The organism is Enterobacter sp. 342, from assembly GCF_036663495.1.
In the GTDB taxonomy this organism is placed as follows: domain Bacteria; phylum Pseudomonadota; class Gammaproteobacteria; order Enterobacterales; family Enterobacteriaceae; genus Enterobacter.
In genome coordinates this window covers 177,378-193,612 of sequence record NZ_JAWUEI010000003.1, presented here as the reverse complement: position 1 = coordinate 193,612, position 16,235 = coordinate 177,378, and the positions used below count along the sequence as shown (strand labels likewise).

The 16,235-nt window shown below is 52.2% G+C and carries 14 protein-coding genes; 3 read left to right on the top strand and 11 right to left on the bottom strand.

Annotated elements, in window-relative coordinates:
* Positions 1 to 2: 2 nt before the first annotated feature.
* From mraY to leuO, 11 genes are all read right to left on the bottom strand, one after another.
* On the bottom strand, positions 3 to 1,085 hold the full coding sequence (mraY, locus tag V6E55_RS04160; protein WP_028016681.1) for a phospho-N-acetylmuramoyl-pentapeptide-transferase: 1,083 nt from the start codon (positions 1,083 to 1,085) through the stop codon (positions 3 to 5).
* Positions 1,079 to 2,437 carry a UDP-N-acetylmuramoyl-tripeptide--D-alanyl-D-alanine ligase gene (gene murF / locus V6E55_RS04155; RefSeq protein WP_316942234.1) on the bottom strand — a complete coding sequence of 453 codons (1,359 nt, stop codon included), beginning with the start codon at positions 2,435 to 2,437 and terminating at the stop codon, positions 1,079 to 1,081. The genes mraY and murF overlap by 7 nt, the downstream gene beginning before the upstream one ends.
* A complete protein-coding gene (gene murE / locus V6E55_RS04150; RefSeq protein WP_114979088.1) occupies positions 2,434 to 3,921 on the bottom strand; it encodes a UDP-N-acetylmuramoyl-L-alanyl-D-glutamate--2,6-diaminopimelate ligase in 1,488 nt (495 codons plus the stop codon). The genes murF and murE overlap by 4 nt, the downstream gene beginning before the upstream one ends.
* Entirely contained in the window at positions 3,908 to 5,674 is a 1,767-nt protein-coding gene (locus V6E55_RS04145) for a peptidoglycan glycosyltransferase FtsI (protein WP_028016678.1), read from the bottom strand. The genes murE and V6E55_RS04145 overlap by 14 nt, the downstream gene beginning before the upstream one ends.
* Positions 5,675 to 5,689: 15 nt before the next feature.
* Complete coding sequence (gene ftsL / locus V6E55_RS04140) at positions 5,690 to 6,055, bottom strand: cell division protein FtsL (RefSeq protein WP_014830643.1); 366 nt, start codon at positions 6,053 to 6,055, stop codon at positions 5,690 to 5,692.
* A complete protein-coding gene (gene rsmH / locus V6E55_RS04135; protein ID WP_049005267.1) occupies positions 6,052 to 6,993 on the bottom strand; it encodes a 16S rRNA (cytosine(1402)-N(4))-methyltransferase RsmH in 942 nt (313 codons plus the stop codon). The genes ftsL and rsmH overlap by 4 nt, the downstream gene beginning before the upstream one ends.
* A 2-nt stretch (positions 6,994 to 6,995) precedes the next feature.
* On the bottom strand, positions 6,996 to 7,454 hold the full coding sequence (gene mraZ, locus V6E55_RS04130) for a division/cell wall cluster transcriptional repressor MraZ (protein ID WP_021240528.1): 459 nt from the start codon (positions 7,452 to 7,454) through the stop codon (positions 6,996 to 6,998).
* 599 nt (positions 7,455 to 8,053) lie between these two features.
* The gene (gene cra / locus V6E55_RS04125; RefSeq protein WP_114979087.1) at positions 8,054 to 9,061 is read right to left on the bottom strand and encodes a catabolite repressor/activator; all 1,008 of its coding nucleotides are present in this window, start codon (positions 9,059 to 9,061) and stop codon (positions 8,054 to 8,056) included.
* Between the two features lie 179 nt (positions 9,062 to 9,240).
* The gene (gene ilvN / locus V6E55_RS04120; protein ID WP_014882536.1) at positions 9,241 to 9,732 is read right to left on the bottom strand and encodes an acetolactate synthase small subunit; all 492 of its coding nucleotides are present in this window, start codon (positions 9,730 to 9,732) and stop codon (positions 9,241 to 9,243) included.
* A gap of 1 nt (position 9,733) precedes the next feature.
* Positions 9,734 to 11,458 (bottom strand): acetolactate synthase 3 large subunit, encoded by a 1,725-nt coding sequence (ilvI, locus tag V6E55_RS04115; RefSeq protein ID WP_316942233.1) that lies wholly within the window; start codon positions 11,456 to 11,458, stop codon positions 9,734 to 9,736.
* Positions 11,459 to 11,838: 380 nt separating this feature from the next.
* Positions 11,839 to 12,801 carry a transcriptional regulator LeuO gene (gene leuO, locus V6E55_RS04110; protein WP_316942232.1) on the bottom strand — a complete coding sequence of 321 codons (963 nt, stop codon included), beginning with the start codon at positions 12,799 to 12,801 and terminating at the stop codon, positions 11,839 to 11,841.
* Between the two features lie 593 nt (positions 12,802 to 13,394).
* Here leuO and leuL point away from each other — a divergent pair.
* From leuL to leuB, 3 genes are all read left to right on the top strand, one after another.
* On the top strand, positions 13,395 to 13,481 hold the full coding sequence (leuL, locus tag V6E55_RS25765) for a leu operon leader peptide (RefSeq protein ID WP_071530973.1): 87 nt from the start codon (positions 13,395 to 13,397) through the stop codon (positions 13,479 to 13,481).
* 91 nt (positions 13,482 to 13,572) lie between these two features.
* Entirely contained in the window at positions 13,573 to 15,144 is a 1,572-nt protein-coding gene (leuA, locus tag V6E55_RS04105; protein ID WP_028016672.1) for a 2-isopropylmalate synthase, read from the top strand.
* Positions 15,144 to 16,235 (top strand): 3-isopropylmalate dehydrogenase, encoded by a 1,092-nt coding sequence (leuB, locus tag V6E55_RS04100; RefSeq protein ID WP_028016671.1) that lies wholly within the window; start codon positions 15,144 to 15,146, stop codon positions 16,233 to 16,235. Before leuA ends, leuB begins: the two co-directional genes overlap by 1 nt.

Sequence of the window (16,235 nt, the reverse complement as noted above, 5' to 3'; positions counted from 1 at the left end):
GATTAACGTACCTTCAGCGTTGCCAGGCCAATCAGCACCAGCATCAGCGAAATAATCCAGAAGCGCACAATGACGCGCGGTTCTGGCCAGCCTTTCAGTTCATAGTGGTGGTGGATCGGTGCCATACGGAAGATGCGCTGGCCGCGCAACTTGAAGGAACCGACCTGCAAAATCACGGACAAGGTTTCGACCACAAACACACCGCCCATGATCACCAGCAGGAACTCCTGACGCAGCAGAACGGCAATAATGCCGAGCGCACCTCCCAAAGCCAGGGAACCAACATCACCCATAAAGACCTGCGCCGGGTAAGTGTTGAACCACAGGAAGCCCAGTCCCGCACCGACAATCGCCGTACAGACGATTACCAGCTCACCCGCGTGTCGCAGATAAGGAATGTGCAAATAGTTGGCAAAGTTCATGTTACCGGTTGCCCACGCTACCAGCGCAAAACCCGCGGCCACAAAGACGGTTGGCATAATCGCCAGACCATCCAGCCCATCGGTCAGGTTGACGGCATTACCAGTGCCAACAATGACGAAATACGCCAGCAGGATGTAGAACAGACCCAGTTGCGGCATCACGTCTTTAAAGAACGGCACCACCAGCTCAGTGGCCGGAGTGTCTTTTCCTGCCAGGTACAGCGCGAAGGCCACGCCCAGCGCGATGACCGACATCCAGAAATACTTCCAGCGGGCGATCAGGCCCTTGGTGTCTTTGCGTACCACTTTGCGGTAGTCATCAACAAAGCCAATAATGCCGTAGCCAATCAGGACGGTCAGCACGCACCAGACGTACGGGTTTGACGGGTACGCCCACAGCAGCACTGACACCACAATGGCAGTCAGGATCATGATCCCACCCATGGTTGGGGTACCACGTTTGCTGAAGTGCGACTCCGGACCATCGTTACGCACGACCTGGCCAAAAGAGAGTTTTTGCAGACGGGCAATCATGCGCGGGCCCATCCACAACGAGATGAACAGCGCAGTCAGCAGGCTGACGATGGCGCGAAACGTCAGATAGGAAAAGACGTTAAAGCCTGAATAATATTTGACCAAATGTTCGGCCAGCCAAACTAACATGTCCCGTTCTCCTGTAATGCGTGCACAACCTCTTCCATGGCGGCACTACGTGAACCTTTCACTAACACAGTCACAATTTGTTTTTCTGTAATCAACGCGTTTAGACGCTTAACCAACGCAGCTTTATCGGCAAAATGTTCGCCAACGCCGCTGGCGTGGCTAATGGCCTGGCTCAGTTTTCCTGCGCTCAATACGCAGTCCAGTCCCGCTGCTTTCGCCGCTTCACCGACCTGGGTATGGCAGGCTTCGCTTTCGTCGCCCAGCTCAGCCATATCACCAACCACCATAATGCGGTAACCCGGCATCTCAGACAGCACCTGCACCGCCGCCGTCATCGAACCAACGTTCGCGTTGTAGGAGTCATCCAGCAACAGTTTGTTTTCAGCAAGCTGGATCGGGAACAAGCGTCCCGGCACAGCTTTTAAATGTGCCAGCCCGGTTTTAATCGCTTCATGCGATGCACCTACCGCTGTCGACAATGCCGCCGCCGCAAGCGCATTGGCGATATTATGGCGACCCGGCAGCGGCAGCAGCACATCTACGCCACCCGTTGGGGTAGTGAGTGTGAACTCCGTACCATGAGACGTCACATGAATATTGGTTGCCGTAAAATCACTGTTGGCGGCATTCGGAGAGAAGCGCCAGGTTTTACGCGAGCCAATAATGCTCTGCCAGTTCAACCAGTCATTGTTGTCAGCATTCATAATGGCAATGCCGTCGACAGGCAGACCGGTATAGATCTCACCTTTCGCTTTCGCCACACCTTCCAGCGAGCCAAACCCTTCCAGATGCGCAGCCGCCAGGTTATTCACCAGCGCCGCTTCCGGGCGAGTCAAACTCACAGTCCAGGCAATTTCACCCTGGTGGTTTGCCCCCAACTCGATAACGGCAAATTCGTGCTCTTTGGTCAGGCGAAGTAATGTCATCGGCACGCCGATGTCATTATTGAGGTTGCCTGCGGTATAAAGCGTATTTCCGCACTGACTCAGAATGGCTGCAGTCATTTCTTTCACGGACGTTTTGCCAGAGGAACCGGTCAGGGCCACAACGCGAGTGGGGACTTGCTGACGAACCCATGCAGCCAGCTCGCCAAAAGCGAGACGCGTATCCTTCACCACAATCTGCGGCAGATCGACAGCCAGTTTGCGGCTAACCAGCAGCGCACCAGCGCCATTTTCTTTGGCCTGCTGTGCAAAATCATGCGCGTCAAAACGCTCACCTTTTAGCGCCACAAACAGACAACCCGCAGTCACTTTACGTGTATCCGTCGTCACCGCGTCAATGGTCAGATCCTGCCCCAGCAATTCGCCGTGCAGTACCGCGGCAGCCTGACTTAACGTGATGCTAATCATGCCACCACTCCCAGCAGACGTGCTGCTGTTACGCGGTCCGAGTAGTCCAGACGACGATTGCCGACAATCTGATAATCTTCATGGCCTTTACCAGCCAGCAGCACCACATCATTTTCCTGCGCCTGCATGATAGTGTTCGTTACCGCTTCGGCACGACCTTCAACAACACGCGCACGACCTGCGTCCAGCATACCAGCCAGAATGTCGTTGATAATGGCGCGCGGCTCTTCGGTACGCGGGTTGTCATCGGTTACCACGGGAATATCCGCGAACTGTTCCGCAATAGCGCCCATCAACGGGCGTTTGCCTTTATCGCGATCGCCGCCACAACCAAAGACACACCAGAGTTTACCGGCACAGTGCAGACGTGCCGCTTCCAGCGCTTTTTCGAGCGCATCTGGCGTATGAGCGTAATCAACGACCACGGTAGGTTTACCTGGCGCGCTAAACACTTCCATGCGGCCACAAACCGGTTGCAGACGTTCAGCAGTTTTCAGCAATTCCGCCATCGGATAGCCCAGCGCCAGTAATGTTGCCAGGGCCAGCAGCAGGTTGCTGACGTTAAACGCCCCCATCAGACGGCTTTCAATTTCCCCTTCACCCCATGAAGAGGTAAAGCGAATGGTGGCACCGCTATCGTGGTAGTTCACCTCAACGGCTTTCAGCCAGCGACCATGGCAGTTCGGGTTAATATGGTCTTCCATCGATACCGCAACCGCATCCGGCAGCTTCGCCAGCCAGCGACGACCTACTTCGTCGTCGGCGTTGATGATGGCTTGTCCGCAATGATGCGTGGAGTAGAGCAGCCATTTTGCAGCTTCGTAATGCTCCATATCCCCGTGATAGTCGAGGTGATCGCGACTCAGGTTAGTGAACACAGAGGCTGCAAATTTCAACGCCGCCACACGGTGCTGTACCAGTCCATGCGAAGAAACTTCCATTGCAGCAAAGGTTGCTCCCTGCTCTGCCAGACCAGCAAGGACATGCTGTACATCAACCGCTGATCCGGTGGTATTTTCTGTCGGGCTCACTTTACCCAGCAGGCCATTGCCTACGGTACCCATCACCGCACCGGTTTCACCCAGCAGTTGCGCCCATTGCGCCATGAGTTGTGTGGTGGTGGTTTTTCCGTTTGTTCCCGTCACGCCAACCAGACGTAATTGGTCGGAAGGTTCGTGGTAGAAACGCCCCGCAAGCGCGGAAAGACGCTCATTTAACTGGCTGAGATAGATAACCGGCACCCCGTGCATCTCACGGATCTCACCGTCGGTTGCCTCATCTTTGGCCTCAGCAATAATGGCAGCAACACCTTGCGCAATCGCCTGCGGGATATAACGACGCCCGTCCGCCTGATGACCGACCACCGCCACAAAAAGATCGCCAGATGCAGCCACGCGGCTGTCCAGTACCATCTCTCGCAGTGCTCGCTCCGGTGCATTTGGCACCCACGGAGCGAGAAGGTCGCGCAAATTACGATCTGCCACCTGTACCCTCGCCTTGATTAATTACAAATTCACTTTTTTCGCCCGTCGCCAGCGCATCCGGTTCGATATTCATGGTGCGCAATACGCCGCCCATAATAGCCCCGAACACAGGCGCGGAGACGGCGCCGCCGTAGTATTTACCCGCCTGTGGATCGTTAATGACGACCACCAGCGCAAAACGCGGATTGCTTGCAGGCGCAACGCCTGCGGTATAGGCAATGTATTTGTTGATATAGCGGCCGTCTGGCCCCACTTTTTTCGCTGTACCGGTTTTAATGGCGATGCGGTAGCCTTTGATCGCCGCTTTCACGCCACCACCACCAGGCAGTGCCACGCTTTCCATCATATGCACAACGGTACGAACGATAGATTCCGGGAAGATACGCTCTCCCGGAACCGGTGGATCAACTTTGGTAATCGACAGCGGACGATAGACGCCATAGCTGCCAATCGTTGCGTAGACTCGCGCTAACTGTAACGGGGTTACCATTAGCCCGTAGCCGAAAGAGAAGGTGGCCCTCTCTATGTCAGACCACCGTTGTTTTTGAGGATATAAGCCACTGCGTTCTCCGACCAACCCCAAATTGGTCGCCTTTCCTAGTCCAAAACGTGAGTAAGTCTCTACTAACGCTGAGGACGGCATCGCTAACGCCAGCTTTGAAACACCGACGTTACTCGACTTCTGTAACACCCCGGTCAGGGTCAATTCGCTGTAGCGCGCCACGTCTTTAATCTCGTGGCCGTTAATACGGTAAGGGATCGTGTTCAGGACCGTGTTTTCATTGACGATGCCGCGCTGCAGCGCCGTCATCACCACCATCGGTTTCACCGTTGAGCCAGGCTCAAACACGTCGGTGATCGCCCGGTTACGCATCGCGTCTTTTGCGGTGCCAGTAAAGTTGTTCGGGTTGTAGGATGGGCTGTTGGCCATCGCCAGCACTTCGCCCGTGCTGACATCCACCAGCACAGCACTGCCTGACTCCGCTTTGTTGAAAGCAACGGCATTGTTCAGCTCGCGGTAGACCAGCGCCTGCAAGCGCTCATCAATACTCAGCGCCAGGTTGTGTGCAGCCTGGCTGTCCGTGGACGAGATATCTTCGATCACGCGACCGTAGCGGTCTTTACGCACAATTCGCTCGCCCGGTTGGCCGGTGAGCCACTTATCGAAGCTTTTTTCAACGCCCTCAATCCCCTGGCTATCGACGTTAGTGAAGCCAATGAGGTGAGCAGTTACTTCGCCGGAAGGATAATAACGACGGGATTCCTCACGAAGATGAATACCCGGCAATTTCAGTTTGCGAATGTAGTCAGCCATGTCAGGGTTGACCTGACGCGCCAGATAGATAAAACGTCCTTTCGGGTTAGCGTTGACGCGGGAGGCAAGCTGGTCCAGCGGCATTTTCAGAGCATCGGAGAGCGCTTTCCAGCGGTTATCGAGGGTAATCCCCCCGGCATCGTGCAGCTCTTTCGGATCAGCCCAGATCGCTTTGACCGGCACACTCACCGCCAACGGGCGGCCAGAGCGGTCCGTGATCATCCCGCGGGAAGTGGAAACCTCCTGGACGCGCAGAGAGCGCATATCGCCCTGACGGACCAGCATGTCAGGCGCGACAATTTGTAACCATGCCACGCGTCCCAGCAGGAAACCCAGTGCCAGTAAAATGCAGCCGCAAAGCAACGCAAAACGCCAACTGACAAAGTTGGCCTGTTCTTCCTGACGTTTTGGTTTTAGCGTTTTTGCCGCTGCTTTCATGCGTCGCGTTTTCCCTTATTTTTGTACTACGATATTTTCCTGCGAAGGATCAACATGCTGCAGTTGCAGCTTTTCCGTTGCGATCCGTTCAACCCGGCTGTGATCGCCGAGCGCGTTTTCTTCAAGGATCAGATTTCGCCATTCAATATCCAGCGCATCGCGTTCCAGTACCATCTGCTCGCGCTGCGCAGTTAATAAACGAGTGTGGTGGGCTGTGGTGACCACCGTTACTGCCGTCACAATGATGCAAATGAACAAGCAGAGTGGCAGCTTCCCGAACCGCAAAAGATCGTCGCCGATCACGCCAGGCAAGGCATGGCGCTCGTTGCTTCCTAACGAATCCTTAACTTTGCTTAGGGTCTCTGTCACTCTGCTGATCATGCGTTCGTCCTCTCTGCAACACGCAGCACTGAACTACGGGCACGTGGATTCTCTGCCACCTCTTCTTCGCCCGGCATCAACTTGCCTAATGCTCGCAACTGACGGCCACCCAGCTTCCTGAGTTGTTCTTCCGTCATCGGCAGCCCCGCTGGGACTTGTGGACCGCGGCTTTGTTCACGCATGAAGCGTTTCACAATACGGTCTTCCAGCGAATGGAAGCTGATGATAGATAACCGCCCACCTGGGGCCAGCACGTCGAGCGAGCTTTTTAGCGCCAGCTCTATTTCCTCCAGTTCACTGTTTACCCAGATGCGAACCGCCTGGAAGGTACGGGTCGCGGGATGTTTGTGTTTATCCTTCACCGGTGTCGCCGCCGCGATCACCTCGGCCAGCTCTTTCGTGCGGGTCATTGGCTCAATGCGGTTGCGCTCAACAATGGCGCGCGCAATACGCTTGCCAAAACGCTCTTCGCCGAAGGTTTTGATTACCCATGCAATATCTGCTTCGTCAGCAGTCTGTAACCACTCAGCGGCAGACTGGCCGCGAGTCGGGTCCATACGCATGTCCAGCGGACCATCACGCATAAAGGAGAAGCCACGTTCAGCATCATCAAGCTGTGGTGAAGAGACGCCAAGATCGAGAAGAATCCCGTCGATCTTGCCCGTCAGGCCGCGCTCAGCAACATATTCCGCGAGCGCAGAGAAAGGTCCATGCACGATGGAAAAGCGTGGGTCATTGATGGTTTGCGCCACGGCAATCGCCTGCGGATCGCGATCGATTGCCAGCAGACGTCCTTCCGCTCCAAGTTGGGAGAGGATCAAACGCGAGTGACCACCGCGACCAAAAGTGCCATCAATGTAGATGCCATCCGGACGAATATTCAGGCCGTTAACGGCCTCGTCCAGTAACACCGTTGTATGTTTATAATTTTCCATCATATTTATAGAGACAAGTCCTGCAGCCGTTCCGATAATGTTGCAGAATCAGACTGCTCAGCGTCGATATCTTCCTTGACCTGTTGATACCAGGTCGTTTCGTCCCACAGTTCAAACTTGTTGAACTGCCCGACCAGCATCACTTCTTTGGTCAGACCGGCATGTTGCCGCAACACAGGTGCAATCAGTAAACGCCCTGCGTTATCCATCTGACACTCACTGGCATGTCCCAATAACAACCGCTGCACGCGGCGTTCTTGCGGGTTCATGCTCGAGAGTCGCGACAGCTTTTGCTCAATAATTTCCCATTCAGGCAAGGGGTAAAGCAGCAGGCAGGGGGAGTTAATGTCAATGGTGCAAACCATTTGACCCGCAGCGTTCTCAATCAGCTGGTCGCGGTATCGGGTTGGTACCGATAAACGCCCTTTGCTGTCGAGATTGACTAACGTAGCTCCACGGAACATGCCAGTCTCACCCCTCCTCACCACTTTAACCCACAAATTCCCACCTAAAGGAGTTTACGGAGCGAGGGAAAAGCTTGTCAAGCCAGGACTCTCCCTGTAAGGACTCAAATGCCCTCTATTTACAGAGTTAAACAGTCCTGGTTAATAACTGCACAACTGGCGAGGCAAAATTAACGTTATGAATATTTGTAAGAAAAAAACCGAATATGCACACGAGCGTTAAGACTCACTCAATATCATCGCAGATAAATATAAAGTGTCAGTTTGCGACGCGGGCAGCATTTTATGACAGATTCTCAGGGGATAACAGCGCCAGATTCACCACCGCGCCCAATAAGCAAGGCGGTTGCCATCTTAGCTGGCACTGGAGAAGGAAAAACGTCTGAATATTCATCGGTCGAATAGGGTTTGTAACAAAACAATACAAAAATAGACGCCTAAACCCGCTTAAACGTTCTTTGAAGATCAATTTAAAAGTCAAAATGAATTAAGAGAAATAACCAATTATGATCCCTAAGGAATTATCCTAATTTCTGTCCGGGAATTATCTCTGCGAATTATCGCAACAAAATGGGGCAGATTTCGCCGCCCCAGTCATTTCATTTTTGGCGGTTTAAAATTCCGCGACGGTAGAGATTACGTTTGATACGTGTCAGGCCCGGCTTCGGTTTCCGTGGCTCATCCAGGCTCGCCAGCACAATCTCCAGGACACGTTCAGCCACATCACGGTGACGTTGCGCCACCGCCAACACCGGGCACTGGAGGAAATCGAGCAGCTCGTTGTCACCGAAAGTGGCAATGGCCAGGTCTGATGGCAGCTTACCTTCCCGACGTAAGGTCACATCCATTACACCTTGCAGAAGAGCAAACGAGGTGGTGAACAGTGCCTGAGGCATTGGGTGCGTCTCCAGCCATTTCTCGAACAGCTGCGCAGCAGCTTCACGTTCATAGCTGTTAGCATAGAGATAGTGAACTTCACGCGGATCGTCTTTCCAGGCGGTTCTGAATCCCTGTTCACGCAAGAAACTTACAGACAGTTCCGGCAGCGCGCCCAAATAAAGCACGGTTTCAGCCGGAAAGGTTCTCAGCTCTGCAGCCAGCATTTCCGCATCATCCTGATCGGCTCCCACAACACTGGTGAAATGTTCGCGGTCCAGGGCACGATCCAGCGCAACGATCGGGAACGAATCGTTAGCCCAACGCTGATAAAACGGATGCTCAGGTGGCAGAGAGGTCGAAACGATGATGGCATCCACCTGACGCTGGAGCAGGTGCTCAATGCAGCGCATCTCGTTGTCGGGCTGGTCTTCCGAGCAGGCAATCAACAATTGATAACCACGCTGGCGAGCCTGACGTTCAAGATAGTTAGCGATACGGGTATAGCTGGTGTTTTCCAGATCCGGGATCACCAGACCAATAGAGCGGGTGCGCCCGGCACGCAGGCCGGCTGCGACAGCATTCGGATGGTAGTTATGTTCACGAACCACCGCCATAACTTTTTCAACGGTCTTATCGCTGACACGGTACTGCTTTGCTTTACCGTTAATCACATAGCTGGCCGTTGTTCGTGACACGCCGGCTAGCCGGGCGATTTCATCCAGTTTCACAATTGCCCCTTAAAAAAAGAAAAGAGTCCATGGCCCTGTCAAGGTTATGGTTAAATCTTTTAACATCTAAACGCAGAAAAGCCTTCGCGGCAACCGCTTTTATCTGCGTTGTCGGCTGATTACGCAAAAAAAAGCCCGGCTTTGGTGACCGGGCTGAAAGAGGCGAACCTTTTTGATAACTAACGCATGATTTTCTCACCGCGTGACAGGCCAACTACGCCCGATCTCGCGACCTCAACAATTTTTGCTACATCCCGCACGGATGCCAGGAAAGCATCCAGCTTGTCGCTCGTCCCGACCAGTTGAACCGTATAGAGAGAAGGTGTGACGTCGATAATCTGTCCGCGGAAAATATCCGCATTGCGTTTGACTTCTTCACGTCCGTAGCCGCTGGCCTGAATTTTCACCAGCATGACCTCACGTTCAACGTAAGCCCCCTGCCCCAGCTCGCTCACGCGCAGTACGTCGACAAGCTTATGTAGCTGCTTCTCGATCTGCTCAAGCACTTTAGCATCACCGACGGTTTGAATGGTCATTCGCGACAGCGTCGGATCGTCCGTCGGCGCAACGGTCAGACTTTCAATGTTATAGCCGCGCTGTGCAAAAAGCCCAATGACGCGCGACAGTGCGCCAGACTCGTTTTCCAGTAAAACAGATAATATCCGGCGCATATCAGGTTCTCTCCGTTTTGCTTAACCACATTTCATCCATACCACCACCACGAATATGCATCGGATAAACGTGCTCGGTCCCATCAACAATCACATCCATAAAGACGAGGCGGTTGTTTTTAACGTGCTCAAGCGCTTCAGCGAGCTTCGTTTCCAGCTCAGTTGGATCTGTCACCCGCATGCCAACGTGACCGTAAGCTTCAGCAAGACGAACAAAATCCGGCAGCGATTTCATATATGACTGTGAATGGCGGCCTGAATAGATCATATCCTGCCACTGTTTGACCATACCGAGGTAGCCGTTATTCAGGTTCAGCACGAGAACCGGCAGTTCATACTGCAGCGCGGTAGACAACTCCTGAATGTTCATCTGGATACTGCCGTCCCCGGTTACGCAGACGACGGTTTCATTCGGCAGTGCCAGCTTCACGCCCAGCGCCGCAGGCAGACCAAAGCCCATCGTCCCTAAGCCACCTGAGTTGATCCAGTGTCGCGGTTTGTCGAACGGGTAATAAAGTGCAGCAAACATCTGGTGCTGACCCACGTCTGAGGTCACATACGCCTCACCTTTCGTCAGTCGCCACACCGCTTCAATAACCGCCTGCGGCTTAATGTTTTCGCTTTGCGTGTCATATTTCAGACACTGGCGTGCACGCCACTGATCAACCTGCTGCCACCAGTCACGGATCTCATCCAGCGGCTGGGTAGCACTCTCCTGTGCCAGCAGTTCCAGCATTTGTTCCAGGACCTGACGCGCATCACCCACAATCGGCACATCCGCCGACACCGTTTTTGAAATTGATGTTGGATCGATATCGATATGCAGCACAGTAGCGTTCGGACAATATTTCGCCAGATTGTTGGTTGTACGATCGTCAAAGCGCACACCGACGGCAAAGATCACATCAGAATGATGCATCGTCATGTTGGCTTCATAGGTACCGTGCATACCCAGCATACCCAGCGCCTGAGGGTGAGTGGCCGGAAACGCCCCGAGCCCCATCAGCGACGACGCAACAGGAAGATTAAGCTTCTCAATCAGTTCACGGAGCTGCACTTCACATGCAGAATTGATCGCCCCACCGCCGACATAAACCACCGGTTTTTTGGCTGCCAGAAGCGTTTGTAAAGCCCGCTTAATCTGACCTTTATGGCCCTGCGTTGTTGGGTTGTAAGAGCGCATGCTCACTGATTCCGGCCAGACATAAGGCAGCTTGTTTGCCGGGTTCAGGATATCTTTAGGTAGATCGACCACCACCGGTCCCGGACGCCCGCTTGCCGCCAGCCAGAAGGCCTTTTTCAGGACACCAGGAATGTCTTCGGTTTGCTTGACCAGGAAGCTGTGCTTCACAACGGGACGCGAAATCCCCACCATGTCGCACTCCTGGAACGCATCGTAGCCAATCAGTGAGGTCGCCACCTGCCCGGAGAGGATCACCAGCGGGATAGAGTCCATATACGCCGTTGCAATGCCAGTAATGGCGTTAGTTGCACCGGGGCCTGACGTGACTAAGACCACGCCCACTTCACCCGTTGCACGTGCCAGGCCATCAGCCATATGTACTGCCGCCTGCTCGTGGCGTACCAGAATATGGTCAATGCCACCAACCGTATGAAGCGCATCATAGATATCAAGGACTGCGCCGCCAGGGTAGCCGAACACTTGCTTCACGCCCTGATCGATAAGCGATCGCACGACCATTTCCGCGCCAGACAACATCTCCATGCTTTGCCTCCAGGCATTTTGTTATAGACGGACTGCCGAATTCATTTCCGCACCGTCTTACGATTGGGATGAACCAATCTTATATTTCGCAGAGTGATCCTTACCTTAACCGCTCGTTATGAGGCAGGCAATTAGCAAACGGGCAGAGAGAAGAGGTACTTAAAGCAGAAAAAACAGACATTGGGAGATGATGTGGTCAATTCATCTGGCATTAGAGGATGAGATAATAAATCATCGCTAAAAAGCGCGGCGATTCAGTAATTCATCTATTTTTGCGAGCCTGATAGCAGCCCGAAAAAATTCACGACAGAATAAAATAGCAGTAATCAAAAAAAACTCAGGATAAATCGCATGCATCGCTGCAATTTACCCTGATGCGTTTACCGCTGGCAAATGCTAATAAGCAACTCTTCCATCCACTGGTGTCCTTTGTCCCGACCTGCAGCTTCATGCCAGGAAAGATAGCAAGTACGGCTATTGAGCTTAAGCGGCAGTGGCAAAATTTGCAGATTTAACTGGTCGGAAAACTCTTCCGCTAGCCAACGCGGTGCAATAGCGACCAGTTGTGTCTGGGAAACGACGTTTAATACGCTGACCATTGCCATCCCCTGATAAGCCACGCTCGCCTGTTTGTCCACGGTGTCATACCACGGCAGGCTAAATGAAGCATATCTGTCGAGCGCTACAACGGCGTGCTGCTCACTATAAACGTCGTTTTCTCGTAGCGGAGAATTTAGCCGTGGGTGTTTTTTGCTGGCGACTAAAACCATTTCATCCTTAAACAGCGGTACGCAGGAAAATTCTGGACGGCGAAATTCCTCATATCCCAGAACGAACTCCGTCTCCTGATAGCGTAACTGATGTTCTGTGTTTTGATTTAAGGATGATTTAAAAACAAGACTGATATTAGGTGCAATCTCTTCAACTTTATTATAAATAATCGACGTTAAATAATTATCTAATGGGCTGCAGACACAAAGATGGAATACTCGTTCACTGCTTAAGGGTTCAAAGCCGGATCCCGGCAACTCATTTTGTACCAACTGTAGTGCTTGTCGGATAGAGCCGAATAGCTGGAATGCGCGCGCGGTGGGTTGGATTCCACGGCCATAACGAACAAATAATTCGTCGTTAAACATAAGCTTAAGCCTGGCAACAGCATTACTCACGGCAGGTTGCGACATCCCCAACGTTTGGGCCGCGCGGGTGATATTCTGTTCCTGCATGACAGCATCAAACACCGTCAGAAGATTAAGATCCACCGTGCGTAATTGTGGTTTAATCCCATCAGCAGCTTGAGGTTGTTTAATATTATTTTCTGGCACTTCAGACTCCACTGTCACGCTACACTCCCTTTGCCAACGTACGGTAACAATCTCGAAAAATATGATTTATCATGCAAATACAATTAGCAAAAGAGAATTATTTAAAATTCGGAATATATAAAGATGATGCAAAAACAAAAAAAACAAAAGGTAGCAAAAATGATACACTTAACTTTATACCAGAAATGAAACCATAAACCAGACCAATATACAATCACCATAAAGTTAATGATGACTTAAGTATTATTAAACTGTTAACACAACCTCCCTATAGTTAGTTAACAACCTGTTATCTCATTTTGTTCTTCAACGGCCTCAAAAACATTCACAAAACCCATAACTTAATGATATTGAAATAGTTTAAGCATGATGTATTCACTACACCGTGTTTTACTCAATTTATACCAATTATATTTATTTGTTTCTGCAATCTTTTTTCACGTCCAAAATTAGACAATTAAACCGGTGATAAAACTAAAAACCAGCACAATTCGCTAATACAGAGATCCTGCCGCTTCAGCTTGTCGGGGGCGTTTTTATCGTCAGGGGTTGACATGAAAGGCCATATCCAGTACCACTAAAAGCATATTGAATTTAACGGAGCACGATTCATGATTCGCACCATTCGTTTCACCGGTCTACTACTACTAAACGCATCCACTGTGCGCGGTAGACTGGCGGGCGAAATTCAGCGTTGAATCGTCACCAGTAAGACTAAAAACCCGCGCCACTGCGCGGGTTTTTTTATGCTCGTAGCAAGGCGCCCTAAGACTGACAAGGACCTAACCCATGAGCCAGCAAGTCATTATTTTCGATACCACATTACGTGACGGTGAACAGGCATTGCAGGCAAGCCTGAGTGTAAAAGAGAAACTGCAGATCGCGTTGGCTCTCGAACGTATGGGTGTCGACGTGATGGAGGTGGGTTTCCCTGTCTCGTCTCCAGGTGATTTCGAATCCGTCCAGACTATCGCCCGTACCATTAAAAACAGCCGTGTGTGTGGCCTGGCGCGCTGTGTAGAGAAAGATATCGACGTCGCGGCGGAGTCACTGAAAGTTGCCGAAGCCTTCCGCATCCATACCTTTATTGCTACTTCACCGATGCATATCGCAACCAAATTGCGCAGCACCCTGGATGAAGTGATTGAACGCGCAGTGTATATGGTTAAGCGCGCTCGCAACTACACCGATGACGTTGAATTCTCCTGTGAGGATGCCGGTCGTACCCCAATTGAAGACCTGGCGCGTGTGGTTGAAGCTGCGATCAATGCCGGTGCTAAAACCATCAATATTCCGGACACCGTCGGTTACACCATGCCTTTTGAGTTCTCCAACATCATCACTGGCCTGTATGAGCGCGTACCGAATATTGATAAAGCCATTATCTCCGTTCATACCCACGATGATTTGGGCCTGGCCGTAGGAAATGCTATCGCAGCTGTCCACGCCGGTGCGCGCCAGGTAGAAGGCGCGATGAACGGTATCGGCGAGCGCGCAGGTAACTGCTCGCTGGAAGAAGTGATCATGGCGATTAAAGTGCGCAAAGACATTATGAACGTGCACACCCGCATCAATCACAACGAAATCTGGCGCACCAGCCAGACCGTCAGCCAGATTTGCAACATGCCTATTCCGGCCAACAAAGCGATTGTTGGTACTGGCGCCTTCGCGCACTCCTCCGGTATTCACCAGGATGGCGTCCTGAAGAACCGTGAAAACTACGAAATCATGACTCCGGAATCGATCGGTCTGAACCAGGTGCAGTTGAACCTGACTTCGCGTTCCGGTCGTGCCGCAGTAAAACACCGTATGGAAGAGATGGGTTATCAGGACAGCGATTACAACATGGATCAGTTGTACGACGCGTTCCTGAAACTGGCCGATAAAAAAGGTCAGGTATTCGACTATGACCTGGAAGCGCTGGCCTTTATTAACAAGCAGCAGGAAGAACCAGAGCACTTCCGTCTGGATTACTTCAACGTGCAGTCAGGCTCCAGCGATATCGCAACCGCCTCAGTCAAACTGGCCTGTGGTGATGAAATCAAAGCGGAAGCCGCGAACGGCAATGGTCCTGTCGATGCCATCTATCAGGCGATTAACCGTGTGACTGAATACGATGTTGAGCTGGTGAAATATGACCTGACGGCAAAAGGTCATGGCAAAGATGCGCTGGGCCAGGTCGACATTGTTGTCACTCACAATGGCCGCCGTTTCCATGGTGTAGGTCTGGCAACCGATATTGTTGAATCCTCCGCGAAAGCGATGGTGCATGTTCTGAACAACATCTGGCGCGCCGCTGAAGTCGAAAAAGAGTTGCAACGCAAAGCTCAGAATAAAGAGAACAAAAAGGAAACCGTGTAATGTCGAAGAATTACCATATTGCTGTGTTGCCGGGTGACGGTATTGGCCCGGAAGTGATGGCACAGGCGCTGAAAGTACTGGAAGCCGTTCGTTCGCGTTTTGCGATGAAAATCACCACCAGCCACTACGATGTAGGCGGCATTGCGATTGATAATCACGGGACGCCGTTGCCAAAAGCGACCGTCGAAGGCTGCGAAAATGCCGATGCCGTGCTGTTTGGTTCAGTCGGTGGTCCAAAATGGGAACACCTGCCACCGGCAGAGCAACCAGAGCGTGGCGCACTGCTGCCGCTGCGTAAACATTTCAAGCTGTTCAGTAACCTGCGTCCGGCAAAGCTGTATCAGGGTCTGGAAGAGTTCTGCCCGCTTCGTGCCGATATCGCGGCTAACGGTTTCGACATTCTGTGTGTGCGTGAACTGACCGGCGGCATCTATTTTGGCCAGCCAAAAGGCCGTGAAGGCAGCGGCCAGCATGAAAAAGCATTTGATACCGAGGTGTATCACCGTTTTGAAATCGAACGTATCGCCCACATCGCTTTTGAGTCTGCGCGCAAACGCCGCCATAAAGTGACCTCCATTGATAAAGCGAACGTGCTGCAGTCATCCATTTTGTGGCGTGAGATCGTCGGTGAAGTCGCTAAACAGTATCCTGACGTCGCGCTGTCGCATATGTATATCGACAACGCGACCATGCAGTTGATTAAAGATCCGTCCCAGTTTGACGTGCTGCTGTGCTCCAACCTGTTCGGCGATATCCTTTCTGACGAATGCGCGATGATCACCGGCTCCATGGGCATGCTGCCATCCGCAAGCCTGAACGAAGAAGGTTTTGGTCTGTACGAACCGGCGGGCGGTTCCGCACCGGATATTGCAGGCAAAAATATTGCTAACCCGATTGCGCAGATCCTCTCCCTGGCTCTGCTGCTGCGCTACAGCCTGGATGCAGGCGATGCAGCAACCGCAATTGAAAACGCCATTAACCGGGCGTTAGAAGAAGGCGTCCGTACCGGTGATTTAGCACGCGGCACGGCGGCAGTCAGTACCGATGAAATGGGCGACATCATTGCCCGCTATGTCGCTGAAGGGGTGTAA

What these genes read in the sequence shown, in the direction of transcription:
- mraY (WP_028016681.1), bottom strand. Translation starts at nt 1,085, where the DNA reads ATGTTAGTTTGGCTGGCCGAACATTTGGTCAAATATTATTCAGGCTTT.
- murF (WP_316942234.1), bottom strand. Translation starts at nt 2,437, where the DNA reads ATGATTAGCATCACGTTAAGTCAGGCTGCCGCGGTACTGCACGGCGAA.
- V6E55_RS04145 (WP_028016678.1), bottom strand. Translation starts at nt 5,674, where the DNA reads ATGAAAGCAGCGGCAAAAACGCTAAAACCAAAACGTCAGGAAGAACAG.
- ftsL (WP_014830643.1), bottom strand. Translation starts at nt 6,055, where the DNA reads ATGATCAGCAGAGTGACAGAGACCCTAAGCAAAGTTAAGGATTCGTTA.
- rsmH (WP_049005267.1), bottom strand. Translation starts at nt 6,993, where the DNA reads ATGATGGAAAATTATAAACATACAACGGTGTTACTGGACGAGGCCGTT.
- mraZ (WP_021240528.1), bottom strand. Translation starts at nt 7,454, where the DNA reads ATGTTCCGTGGAGCTACGTTAGTCAATCTCGACAGCAAAGGGCGTTTA.
- ilvN (WP_014882536.1), bottom strand. Translation starts at nt 9,732, where the DNA reads ATGCGCCGGATATTATCTGTTTTACTGGAAAACGAGTCTGGCGCACTG.
- ilvI (WP_316942233.1), bottom strand. Translation starts at nt 11,458, where the DNA reads ATGGAGATGTTGTCTGGCGCGGAAATGGTCGTGCGATCGCTTATCGAT.
- leuL (WP_071530973.1), top strand. Translation starts at nt 13,395, where the DNA reads ATGATTCGCACCATTCGTTTCACCGGTCTACTACTACTAAACGCATCC.
- leuA (WP_028016672.1), top strand. Translation starts at nt 13,573, where the DNA reads ATGAGCCAGCAAGTCATTATTTTCGATACCACATTACGTGACGGTGAA.
- leuB (WP_028016671.1), top strand. Translation starts at nt 15,144, where the DNA reads ATGTCGAAGAATTACCATATTGCTGTGTTGCCGGGTGACGGTATTGGC.